This is a genomic window from Desulfosediminicola sp. (assembly GCF_048381775.1).
In the GTDB taxonomy this organism is placed as follows: Bacteria; Desulfobacterota; Desulfobulbia; order Desulfobulbales; family Desulfocapsaceae; genus Desulfopila; species Desulfopila ganghwensis.
In genome coordinates, this window is the sequence record NZ_JBLXGE010000001.1 from 359325 (window position 1) to 371696 (window position 12372).

11 protein-coding genes are annotated in these 12372 nt (G+C 52.2%); 9 read left to right on the plus strand and 2 right to left on the minus strand.

Features of this window, described 5'->3' with window-relative positions:
* Positions 1–5: 5 nt before the first annotated feature.
* Together lptB and lptA are read right to left on the minus strand one after the other, a co-directional pair.
* Entirely contained in the window at positions 6–728 is a 723-nt protein-coding gene (lptB, locus tag ACN5NT_RS01580) for an LPS export ABC transporter ATP-binding protein (RefSeq protein WP_136796056.1), read from the minus strand.
* A gap of 93 nt (positions 729–821) precedes the next feature.
* Positions 822–1373 carry a lipopolysaccharide transport periplasmic protein LptA gene (gene lptA / locus ACN5NT_RS01585; RefSeq protein WP_419174226.1) on the minus strand — a complete coding sequence of 184 codons (552 nt, stop codon included), beginning with the start codon at positions 1371–1373 and terminating at the stop codon, positions 822–824.
* Positions 1374–2280: 907 nt separating this feature from the next.
* Here lptA and argB point away from each other — a divergent pair.
* The 9 genes from argB (at position 2281) to dapB (ending at position 12277) form a co-directional block, all read left to right on the plus strand.
* Positions 2281–3171 (plus strand): acetylglutamate kinase, encoded by an 891-nt coding sequence (gene argB, locus ACN5NT_RS01590; RefSeq protein ID WP_136796054.1) that lies wholly within the window; start codon positions 2281–2283, stop codon positions 3169–3171.
* Complete coding sequence (locus tag ACN5NT_RS01595) at positions 3171–4370, plus strand: acetylornithine transaminase (protein ID WP_419174227.1); 1200 nt, start codon at positions 3171–3173, stop codon at positions 4368–4370. Before argB ends, ACN5NT_RS01595 begins: the two co-directional genes overlap by 1 nt.
* A 300-nt stretch (positions 4371–4670) precedes the next feature.
* A complete protein-coding gene (argF, locus tag ACN5NT_RS01600) occupies positions 4671–5585 on the plus strand; it encodes an ornithine carbamoyltransferase (protein WP_136796052.1) in 915 nt (304 codons plus the stop codon).
* A gap of 218 nt (positions 5586–5803) precedes the next feature.
* Positions 5804–7000, plus strand: a complete 1197-nt coding sequence (locus ACN5NT_RS01605; RefSeq protein ID WP_136796051.1) for an argininosuccinate synthase — start codon at positions 5804–5806, stop codon at positions 6998–7000.
* A gap of 4 nt (positions 7001–7004) precedes the next feature.
* The gene (argH, locus tag ACN5NT_RS01610; protein ID WP_419174228.1) at positions 7005–8405 is read left to right on the plus strand and encodes an argininosuccinate lyase; all 1401 of its coding nucleotides are present in this window, start codon (positions 7005–7007) and stop codon (positions 8403–8405) included.
* Positions 8406–8407: 2 nt separating this feature from the next.
* Positions 8408–9469, plus strand: coding sequence for a fibronectin type III domain-containing protein (locus ACN5NT_RS01615; RefSeq protein WP_419174229.1), 1062 nt, complete (start codon positions 8408–8410; stop codon positions 9467–9469).
* Between the two features lie 114 nt (positions 9470–9583).
* Positions 9584–10420, plus strand: a complete 837-nt coding sequence (gene dapF, locus ACN5NT_RS01620; protein ID WP_136796048.1) for a diaminopimelate epimerase — start codon at positions 9584–9586, stop codon at positions 10418–10420.
* A 117-nt stretch (positions 10421–10537) separates the two neighbouring features.
* Positions 10538–11419, plus strand: a complete 882-nt coding sequence (dapA, locus tag ACN5NT_RS01625) for a 4-hydroxy-tetrahydrodipicolinate synthase (RefSeq protein WP_136796047.1) — start codon at positions 10538–10540, stop codon at positions 11417–11419.
* A gap of 48 nt (positions 11420–11467) precedes the next feature.
* The gene (dapB, locus tag ACN5NT_RS01630; RefSeq protein WP_419174230.1) at positions 11468–12277 is read left to right on the plus strand and encodes a 4-hydroxy-tetrahydrodipicolinate reductase; all 810 of its coding nucleotides are present in this window, start codon (positions 11468–11470) and stop codon (positions 12275–12277) included.
* The last annotated feature ends 95 nt before the right edge of the window (positions 12278–12372 follow it).

The window sequence follows — 12372 nt, forward strand, 5'->3', positions numbered from 1 at the left end:
CTGTGCTACATGCTGAAATTTTCGCCAAGGTACATTTTCCTTGCAACTTCGCTTTCAATGATGTCGTTGGCGACACCGCTGGTGAGGATCTGGCCGGCATTCATGATATAGGCAAAATCGCATACCTGCAGCGTTTCCCTGACGTTGTGATCTGAGATCAGTACCCCGAGGCCCAGATCTTTGAGGCTGTAGATGAGCTTTTGCAGATCATTTACGGCCAATGGGTCGATCCCGGCGAATGGTTCATCGAGCAGGATGAACTGGGGGCGTGTAGCAAGGGCCCGCATGATTTCAACCCTGCGACGCTCACCACCCGAGAGTGCATGACCAAGATTATTACGAAGATACCCTATCTTCAGGGTTTCCAGCAACTCTTCAATACGATTTTTAATTTCGTTTTTACTTAAACCCAACGGTTCGAGGACAATGCGCACATTTTCCTCGACAGTGAGTTTTTTAAACACCGAAGGCTCCTGGGCCAGATAGGAGATACCTTTGAGGGCCCGTTTATGAATGGGCAGATGGGTGATCACTTCACCGTTTAAGACGATATTGCCGCTGTTGGGGCGGATGAAGCCGGCCATCGAGTAAAACGAGGTGGTCTTGCCGGCACCGTTCGGCCCGAGCAGGCCGACCACAACTCCGGTGTTCACCTGCAGACTGACCCCGTTGACTACGGTGCGGCTGCCATATTTTTTGACGATGTTTCGCGTTTCAAGGAGTGCCATGTTTATCCGGTGTATCCTTTTGCTGGGAAGAAATTGAGTTTCTACCCGCATTGCTGCGTATACTGCTTCGCGGCCCTTGGGTTGTAGTCGCTGTTACTGTTCGAGAATGGTCATATTGACCCTGCCGGGCTTCTTGTCTTTACCTTCACCGTTTTCACCCACAACGGCTTTAGTACGCTTGGCGACAACCTCAGAACGGCCTTCATCGATGTAATAGATGATTTCATCGCCGCTTACCATGTTTTCGCCCTGCCAGGCCTTGGCGCTGCCGATGAGGCGAAACTTGCGCTCTGCAGCCTGGTAGATCATCTTCTGGGAGGTGCCCAGCCAATCGCCGCGGGTAATTTCCACATTGCCGTCAGACTGGATTTTTTCCACCTTCTGACCAAGCCGTGCGCCACTGTTGTTCTTGGCCTGCTGGGTGTAATAGACGGTCATCTTGTCGGAACGGATGCGTACATCTTCCTGTCTCGCATCAACATTTCCGATAAAAATCACGGAGCTTTCCTTTTCAAGCGAGGACATGCGGTCAGCCTCGATCCGGATAGGGGGATCTTTCTTTTCAGCATAACTTGTCACGCTGAGGCTCAAGGTTATGAGCAGTGATACCGCTAGAATGCGTATAATGCTGGAACGCTTAATCATAGAATTTCTCCAAAAATCTCCTTTACGGAACGTGTCCTATGCAATTACCAGGCCCATGTTAGCGCATAGCATAAAAAAAGTAAAGCACAGCTATGCGTATTGCACGGCGGATATTGAAATATTATAATTTTTTTAGCTGGTGTAGCCGGGCATGTGCTGGTTCGTCAATAGTGTTTTAGCTGCAATATCCCGGGTCGCGATCAATAGATTTCTCACATAATGGTTGGGAAAAACTAGAATGTATACCCTCTGTTGCGACAAGTTACAAGCTGTCTGGTGGCAGTCGAAGTGATTCACTCACACATCTTAATACAATTGTCTCAATCTGGTATTAAAGCAAATTCGCTCCGGCTCCAATCCTTAATTTTCAATTGGCCCGGATAATCCATCCATCAGTTCCAGGCAGATACCATGGGTGAAAGATATGGTTTTCAAGGGTGGTTGTTACAGAGCGTTTTTTCTGGTTACTGCTGATCTTCAGCTTGTAGGGGGTATGAGATAGAGATGCTGGGTGAGGTGTGACAGACTGGCCAGCGACCTAGCCCCCCAATTATAATGCATATGTGCTTGTAGAGAGGAGTTTTTCAGCTTCAAGCTGCTCCCCCTGTCACCTTGCTCCTTACGCCTCACTGCCTCCCGTTGAGTCTCGTTCTTTTAAAGATTATCTTTTGAAGGGCCTCCCCTCAACGATCCTGTGAAATTGGGGCTTCGCTCTCTACAGGGAGCGTGGCACATAACACGCTGTAAGGTCATGGGGACGGTCCCATGAGAAGATTCTTTACTTGGTCTGAGCGAATTTGTACAATGGTTGCCTGTTTTAAAGAATCTTCTCTCGTCAACCCGTTTATTTCACTGAATTTCAACAACAGGCTGATGTGCTTTGCCAGCAGCAGCCGCGGATAAGCCAATGAAGGAAAGTATTGAAAGGGCCAAGGTCCTTATAGAGTCGTTGCCGTATATGCAGGAGTTCAGGCACAAAACGGTGGTAATCAAATATGGCGGACACGCCATGGTGGACGAGCATCTCAAAAAACAGTTCGCCCTCGATGTCATTCTGCTCAAGCAGATAGGGATCAACCCTGTCATTGTCCACGGCGGTGGGCCACAGATCAACCGTTTTCTCGACAAGCTCGATATCAAGCCGAGCTATGTGCAGGGCATGCGTGTGACTGACGGCGAAACTATGGATGTGGTCGAGATGGTTCTGGTGGGCAAGGTCAACAAGGAAATAGTAGGCCTGATTAACCACTGTGGCGGTAAAGCGGTGGGACTCTCCGGTCGCGACGGTGACCTGGTCTGTGCCCAAAAGCTGAAAATGTGCGCGAAAAGTGACAAGGAAGAGCTTGAGAACAAGCCGCCGGAGCTGATTGATCTCGGGCGGGTTGGCCAGGTGACGAAAATAAATGCCGGCGTTCTCGAAAGTCTCTACCAGGGGGATTTTATCCCGGTCATTGCTCCGGTTGGAGTTGGTGAAGATGGGCAGGCATATAACATCAACGCTGATCTGGTGGCTGGTGCTATTGCCGGTGAACTCTCTGCCGAGAAGCTGATTTTGCTCACCGATGTTCCAGGCGTAAAAGACAAGGAAGGCAACCTCATCCAGACCCTCGAACGGGGCAGGCTGGAAGGGTTGATTGATGACGGCACCATAGCCGGCGGCATGATTCCTAAAGTCCGCTGTTGTGAAGACGCGTTAAAACGCGGGGTGTCGAAAACGTATATTGTAGACGGCAGGCTGGAACACTCCATCCTGCTCGAAATGTTTACCCGGGAGGGTGTAGGATCGGAGATTTACTGATGGAAACGCAAAATGAACTGTTGAAAGCAAAAGGCGATCAGGTATTTGTAGGTACCTATGCGCGCTACCCTGTGGCGATGGTCAAGGGTGAGGGGACACGGCTTTACGATGCCGACGGTCGCGAGTATCTTGATTTTCTCGGCGGTATCGCCGTGGCAGCGCTTGGACACTGCCACCCCCGTGTTACCGAGGCAATCTGCCGCCAGGCCGGAGAGCTGGTCCACGTTTCCAATCTCTATTATACCCGCCCGCAGACTGAGCTTGCCGAGTTGCTGGTAGCCAACACTTTCGCCGACAGGGTCTTTATGGCCAACAGCGGTGCAGAGGCGAACGAGGCTGCCATGAAACTGGCACGAATCGCCAGTCCGGAAGGCAAGTACGGGATCATAACCCTGGAAGGTTCATTTCATGGGCGTACCCTTGCTGCGGTTGCGGCAACCGGCCAGTCGAAGTTCCACCAGGGATTCGAGCCGATGCCGGAAGGTTTTCGCCATGCGCCTTTTGGTGATCTCGCAGCGCTTGAGGCGATGATCGACGACACCACCTGTGCCATCATGTGTGAGCCGATCCAGGGCGAGAGCGGCGTTCGCCCCCTTGAGGTTGAGTACCTGAAAGCGATCCGTGCCCTCTGTGATGCACGTGGCTTGCTGCTGATCTTCGATGAAGTGCAGACAGGCGTGGGGCGTACCGGTTCTCTCTATGCGTACCAACAGCTCGGTGTGGTGCCGGATATCATGACTTCCGCCAAGGGGCTTGGCAACGGCATGCCCATTGGCGCTATGTTGACCACTGAGAAACTTGCGGCCAAAATGGTGCCGGGAACCCACGCTTCAACCTTCGGCGGTAATCCTGTCGCCTGCGCGGCGGCGGTTGCAACCCTGACGGTGATGTTGGAGGAGTCATTCTTTTCGGCGGTGAATGCCAACAGCACGCATTTCCAGGCTGGGCTGGCCAAAATGGTCGGGAAATATCCTGCGCTGGTCACCCAGGTACGTGGCAGCGGTATGATGCTTGGCCTGGTGCTGACCGAAACAGGGAAAGAGCATGGTACGCCAATTGTTAACGCCTTGCTTGAAAAGGGTTTTATTATAAACTTCGCTGGTGGTACGGCGCTGCGTTTTGTGCCGCCGCTGACCGTGACCAGGGAGGAGATCGACCAGCTCCTTGCAGCTCTCGATGTGACTCTCGCCGAGCTTTAATAGCCTGTAGAATGGAGTTCCTATGGCTTTTATGACAGCAGGCAACTGAGGGCCAATCGCTTCATTCCCGAACGGGCCGCTCGCTGCAGCTAATGCTGTCAGGCTATGAGGAGTTTGATTTAACGGGGAAAATGCTTTGCAAAGAGTATCATTTTTATGTAATGATACTCTTTTTCTTCCCGCTAAGGAGACTGTGTAGAGTGGGGAGAGGATTTCCCGCACAGCAGGAGCCGGACTACACAATCGGAGCTGTTCCCAGATCTCCTGTCCATGTATTCCAGATGATCCACAGGTGATATCATGCCAAAACATTTACGAGCATTACAGTATTTTACCAAGGAAGAGTTACTCGCTTTCATTAACCGGGCAATTGTTCTGAAAAAAGAGAAGGCGGAAGGTGTCATCCATCAGCACATGGTGGGAAAGACCGTTGCGCTTATATTTGAGAAACCCTCCACAAGAACCCGTGTCTCCTTTGAATCGGCCATGTACGGCCTCGGCGGCCAGGTTCTGTTTCTTTCAGGTCGCGACACCCAGCTCTCCCGCTCAGAGCCGCTCAAGGATACTGCCCGTGTTATGGCACGCTATGTAGACGGCATGGTGGTACGAACCTTCGGCCAGGAAGTGGTCGAAGAGCTTGCCGAATATTCCGATGTACCGGTGATCAATGCCCTGACAGATTTACACCACCCCTGCCAGATTCTCAGTGACTGCATGACAGTGATTGAAAAGAAGGGTGATATCGATAAATTGCACATCGCCTGGGTGGGTGACGGCAACAACATGGCCAACTCCTGGATTCAGGCAGCCGGTAAACTTGGATTTTCCCTGACTCTCGCCTGCCCGGAAGGTTTTGAGCCGGACCAGGAAATTCTTGCAGAAGCGAGAAAGGAAGCGGCCAAAGAGATCAAGGTGGTCCGCGACCCGGCAGAGGCTGTAAAAGGTGCCGACGTGATTAACGTTGATGTCTGGGCGTCCATGGGCCAGGAAGAAGAGCAGGATGAGCGTCTGAAGCTTTTTGAGGCGTACCAGCTCAACAGTGAACTCCTGCAGAAAGCACCGGCCGATGCGATCGTTCTGCACTGCCTGCCCGCACACCGCGAGGAAGAAATTACCGAAGAGGTACTTGAGGGTGAGCAGAGTGTGGTCTGGGATCAGGCTGAGAATAAGATGCATATTCACAAGGCTATATTAGAGATAATGCTCTCGAAATAGGGGACTTTCCTGATGCTGCTCAACTGCCTGCGATCGCACTGTTCCGCATAGCTTTACTATGGCGGAACAGCACGCTTGCAGCTATTTGAACCACCTCAGAAAAGCCGGCTGAGGGGAAGGCTACGGTAGAAAAAACCGTGATTTTGCGACCTTCCCTTATTTGTGAATTGAAAGAGATTTAGTAATTTTATTATATACCTATTGATTGAGGTTATGTGATGGATGTGAAAAAGATTGTGCTTGCCTACTCCGGTGGGCTTGATACTTCAGTAATTCTGAAGTGGCTGGCTGAGGAATATGATGCTCCCGTTATTGCCTACTCCGCCGATATCGGCCAGGAAGAGGACTGGGATGCGGTTCGCGAAAAAGGTATGGCAACCGGTGCGGAGAAGGTGATCATCTCCGATCTGAAGAAAGAGTTCGTGGAGGACTACATCTTCCCGGCTTTCCGTGCCAACGCCATCTACGAGGGTTCCTACCTGCTTGGTACCTCCATTGCCCGTCCGCTGATCGCCAAGGAGCAGATCCGCATTGCCCGGGAAGAGGGTGCCGATGCGGTGAGCCACGGTGCCACCGGTAAAGGCAACGATCAGGTTCGTTTCGAGCTGGGTTACATCGGTCTCGATCCGAGTATCAAGATCATCGCCCCATGGCGTACCTGGGATCTCACCTCCCGCACCAAGCTGGTTGAGTTCGCCAAGAAGCATAACATCCCGATTCCGACCACCAAGAAGAACCCGTACAGCTGCGACGAGAACCTGCTGCATATCTCTTATGAGGGCGGTATCCTTGAAGATCCGTGGAACGAGCCTGATGAGGACATGTTCAAGATGACTGTTTCTCCGGAGAATGCACCGGACAAAGCAACCTACATCGAGATCGAGTTCAAAAAGGGTGATCCGGTGGCCATTGACGGTCAGGCTATGGAGCCCCTGGCGCTCTTTACCATGCTGAACAAGGTTGCCGGTGCCAACGGTATCGGTCGTCTCGATCTGGTCGAGAACCGTTTCGTCGGCATGAAGTCTCACGGTGTGTATGAGACCCCGGGCGGCACCCTGATGCGTGAGGCGCATCGTGCGCTGGAGGCAATAACTCTCGACCGTGAGGTTATGAAAGTTCGCGACTCCCTCATGCCGCGTTACGCCGAGCTGATCTACAATGGTTTCTGGTTCTCACCCGAGCGTGAGTTGTTGCAGCTAACCATGGATGAGGCCCAGAAAACCGTAAACGGTACCGTACGCATGAAGCTGTATAAGGGAAATTGTATGCCGGTTGGCCGTAAGTCCGAGCAGTCTCTCTACCAGGAGAGCTTTGCCACTTTCGAGGAAGATACTGTCTACGACCAGGGTGACGCCACCGGTTTCATCCGTCTGAACGGTCTGCGACTCAGAATTCAGGCCTTGCAGAATAAGTAACGTTATGACACAACAAAAAAAAGAAGGTTCGGATAAGCTCTGGGGCGGCAGGTTCGCCGAGGGCACAGCCGCTTCGGTGGAGGCGTTTACCGCCTCCATCCACTATGACTCAAGGCTGTATAAATACGATATCGCCGGCTCCAAAGCCCACGCCGCCATGTTGGCTGATAGCGGTATCATTGCTGCCGACGAGCTGAAGCTGATTGTCGAGGGGCTCTCCTCCATCGAAAAGGATATCGAAGAGGGCAATTTCGAGTTCCGCCGTGAACTGGAAGATATTCACATGAATATCGAAAAGGCGCTGGTGGATCGCATCGGCCCTGCCGGTGCCAAGCTGCATAGTGCCCGTTCCCGTAACGATCAGATTGCGCTGGACTTCAAGATGTACCTGCGGGATCAGTGCGATATCCTCGCCGATCTGCTGCAGAGCATCCGCCGTGCGTTTGTGCTGCTGGCCAGGAAGTATCTCGGTCAGGTGATGCCGGGTTATACCCATCTGCAACGAGCGCAACCGGTGCAGATCGCCCATCACATGCTGGCCTACTACGAGATGTTCGGTCGAGATCGTGAGCGTATTCTCGACTGCCGAAAGCGTATCAACCTCTCGCCGCTCGGCTGTGCGGCCATGGCCGGCACCGGCTTGCCTATCAATCGGGAGCAGGTGGCAGAGGCACTCGGTTTTGACGGGGTGACCGCGAACTCCATGGATACCTCAGGTGATCGTGACTACGCCATCGAGTTCGTGAGCACCTGTACCATGATCCAGCTGCACCTCTCAAGACTTTCCGAGGAGCTGGTACTCTGGTCTTCTTCCGAGTTCAGCTTTGTGGAAATTTCCGATAAGTTCTGTACCGGCTCGTCGATTATGCCACAGAAGAAAAACCCGGATATCCCTGAGCTGATCCGTGGTAAATCCGGCAGGGTAACCGGTAGCCTGATGAGCCTGATAACCCTGGTGAAAGGGTTGCCGCTCACCTACAACCGTGACCTGCAGGAAGACAAGGAGCCGGTGTTCGATACCGTAGATACTGTCACAGCCTCTGTGGCGATTATGGCGGAATTGCTTGAAAATCTTAAATTCCGCACCGATAATATGGTGGAGGCCACCAGAACAGGTTTTATCACCGCCACCGATCTTGCGGATTACCTGGTCATGAAAAATGTACCTTTCCGCGAGGCTCATGGTATTGTTGGTGGAGCGGTAGCCTACTGTCTTGACAAGGGTTGTGAGCTGTATGACCTCTCCATCGAAGAGATGAAGCAGTTTTCCGAGACGATTGAAGAGGATGTTTTTGCGGTATTGAGTGTTGAGGGCTCGGTGAATAGCCGTGTTTCAACAGGAGGAACGGGGCTCTCCCGCGTGGAAGAGGCCGTTGTTAATGCTGAAAAACAAATGGGGATATAAGGATGAGATCAGGGCGCGGAGCAAAAGTTGCAGGGACTTTGGTCCTGGGGACTGCTTTACTGGTTGCCGGGGGATGCGGTTTTAAAAACCAGCCGGTGCCACCGGATACAGTAGTGCCTGAAGCAATTCGGGATCTGCGCTATACCATTGAAGACAATGGTGCTCAACTGTCCTGGACATATCCTGTAGAAACCATCGCAAGAGAAAATATAGAGGCGATCTCCACCTTCGAACTGTTCACGGCGGAGATCCCCCTCGACGATTATTGTGCAGGCTGCCCCGTTCCTTACGGGCGTATCATAGAGATTGACGGCGGCCAGTCGATGCTGAACAACGTTCCAAGGGTTGCCAGCTACCAGTATGGGCCCCTGAAAAATGCGTATAAGTATTTCTTCAAAGTTCAATCCCGTACCAGTTGGCTTGCTGCCAGTGATGATTCCAATACCATTACCTTCGTATACCACATACCTGCTGCTCCCCCCGAGGGGCTTCAGGCCGCGGCGGTTGACTCCAGCGTCAAGCTGAGTTGGCAACCTGTGAGTACCACCGTGGAAGGCGAGGTTATTGAAAATACAATTAAATATCAGGTTTTCCGTCGAACCGGTGAGGTTGAGTTTGCCAGGGTTGGCGGCATAACGAGTGACACCAGCTATACCGACAAAGCTGTGGTCAATGGCCAGACCTATGACTATGCCGTACAGGCCCTGATGGTCTTTGACGAAGACCTCACTCCGGGCAAGCGCAGTGCCCATATTTCCGCCACCCCGATTGATATCACCCCGCCGCCCGTTCCTACCGGGGTGATGGTTGTGGCAACCGGAGAAGGCAACAGGATAATCTGGGATCCACCTGATGAGGACGATACCGCGAGCTATAAAATTTATCGCCGGGATGATAGCCGTGACAGCCTGACTGCGGTGGGAGACGCCACTGTGCCGAGCACGACGTTTATCGATTCTTCAGCGGAAGAAGAACGACTGTATTATTATAGCGTCACGGCCTTGGACAGCCAGCAGCCACCGAACGAAAGTGAAAGGTCGGAGGAGGCAACCCTGAGGCATTAAAGGCGTGTTGTACCAACAGGTCTGTGCCCGATGTAATTTAATGGCCCTTCAGTCCACCCGTAATGGCTGAAGGGCTTGTTTTATGTAAAGTATAATCAGTTAAGGAGTATGGCGATGGCGGTGCAGTTTCCGGTAGCCTTTGAAAAATTAAGTGGGACGGGCAATGATTTTGTGGTCATCGACAACAGGGATGGTCGCGTAGCACATGAAGAGCAGCCGGAATTTGCCAGAAAGGTCTGCCGCCGCATGTTCTCGGTGGGTGCTGATGGAATGTTTTTGATAGAACATTCGTCAAAGGCAGATTTTCGCTGGCAGTTTTACAATGCAGATGGCTCAGTCGCCGAGATGTGCGGCAACGGCGCGCGTTGTGTTGCCCGTTTTGCCTACAGTCACGGTATCGCAGAGCGGAAGATGCGCTTTGAGACCCTGGCCGGCATCATCGAAGCTGAAATTATTGGCGAAGCTGAAGATGTTCGGGTATTGCTTACTGAGCCTTACGATTACCGCTTTGACCTCAAAATCGCCATTGATGGCACCGATCATTCTGCCAGTTTTGTGAATACCGGTGTGCCCCATGCGGTTCTTTTTGTCGAAGATGAGCAGGCACCTGTGAAAAAATGGGGCAGGGACGTTCGTTTTCACGATCTTTTCGCACCGGCAGGAACAAACGCAAACTTCGTTCGGGTGCTCGGCCAAAACAGAATAGAGTGCCGCACATATGAGCGTGGTGTGGAGGATGAAACCCGGGCCTGTGGTACGGGTGCCACCGCCGCTGCTATCATGGCCGCAATCGAAAAAAATATGTCTTCGCCAGTGGAGGTCCTTACTTCCGGAGGTGATACTCTGTTGATCTCCTTTGACAAAGAGGGCACAGAGGTGAAAAATGTGTATCTGCAGGGCCCGGCGCGAAGAATATACACCGGTAACCTTACTGCAGAGTCTTTGCTGTAGAAAAGTAGTTTAAAAACATACGACTGAATTGAACAGTAGTTCAGGCAAGCAGGAGCGTGCAACCCGGTTAACCAGGCTGTACAACTCTGCAGTCTTATCGAAATACCAGGAGGAGTCATGGAAAGATTTCACGGAGCAATTACCGCAATAATAACCCCGTTCACTGACGGTAAAGTTGATGAGCAGGCATTTGTGGACCTGATTGAATATCAGATTGCCAACGGTATTCACGGTATCGTGCCTTGCGGCACCACCGGTGAATCGGCAACTCTCGGGTTCGACGAGCATAAACGGGTTATTGAAATTGCGGTGAAAACTGTAGCCGGTCGCGTTCCGGTTATCGCCGGTACCGGTGCCAACAATACCCTTGAGGCGATCGAGTTCACCGAGAGTGCCAAGGAAAGTGGTGCAGATGCGGTCCTTTCCGTGGCTCCTTATTATAACAAGCCAAGTCAGGAAGGTATCTACCAGCATTTCAAGACGGTCTGTGAGGCTGTTGATATCCCGACGTTTCTTTACAATGTCCCAGGCCGCACCGTGGTCAATATTGAGCCGGACACTGTAGCGCGCCTGGCGGAGATCGATAACATTATCGGTATCAAGGAAGCCTGTGGTTCCCTGGAGCAGATCAGCGACGTTATCAGAAAATGTCCTGAAGACTTTATCCTGCTCTCCGGTGATGACTTCACCTCCATGCCGACAGTTTATGTCGGCGGCAAGGGCGTTATTTCGGTGGCTTCCAATATTTACCCGAAGGGCATGGCAGAGTTGATGGAAGCTGCTTTGGCAGGCGATGTCAAGCGTTCCCGGGAGCTGCATTACAAACTGTATGATCTGATGAAGTGTATGTTTTCCTGCCCGAGTCCGGCTCCCGCCAAGAAAGGGCTGGAGATGATCGGCAAGATTCCGAGCGCTGAAGTGCGGTTACCGATCACACCCGTGGATGAGCCGACCCAGACCAGGTTAACAGCAGTTTTGCAGCAACTTGAAATGATTTAAACCACGAGCGCGGGCTCTTTCCCTGAGCCCGCACCATGGAGAGAGAAAATGATAAATGTGATTATAGCCGGCGCGGCAGGCAGAATGGGCCAGCGTATCGCCCATATGGTGCAGGCGCATCCACAACTCAATTACGCCGGAGCTTTCGAGGCAGAAGGCAGCCCGAATATTGGAAAAGATGCAGGCCAGCTCGTTTTCGGAGAAGCCAACGGGGTGATTATCGGTGAAGGGCTTGAGTCCGTAATCGATCAGGGAGATGTCATCATAGACTTCACCTTTCATGCCGCCACCATGAGTTTTGCCCGTATCGCCGCCAAACATAACCGCGCCATGGTCATCGGGACCACCGGTCTCACCGAAGAAAACCTGGCAGAACTGGCTGAACTTGCCGGGAACTTTCCATGTGTGCAGGCGCCGAACATGTCGGTCTGTGTCAACGTGCTATTCAAGCTGGTAAAAAAGACCGCGGCCCTGTTGGGCGATGATTACGATATTGAAATAATCGAGGCCCATCACAACAAGAAAAAGGATGCCCCCAGCGGCACAGCCTTAAAGCTTGGTGAGATGGCTGCCGAGGGCGTTGAGCGGAAGCTCTCCGAGGTAGGAGTGTTTGAGCGAAATGGCATTATTGGCGAGCGCAAGCCCGAAGAGATTGGTATCTCCACCATCAGGGCTGCGGATATCGTCGGTGAGCATACCGTCTATTTTGCTGGTCCTGGCGAGCGTATTGAGCTCACCCACAGGGCGCACAGCCGTGACCATTTTGCCAAAGGCGCTGCAAGAGCGGCGGCCTGGGTTGTCGGTAAAGAGAACGGTATGTACAATATGTTCGATGTGCTTGGCCTGCAGGACCTCTAAGCAAGAAGGAGTCGGCCTTTATTCCGGGATACCCATGATATTCTGATAATTGACTGTAAAGGCATATTATTCAGATATCCCAGAGGTTGATATGA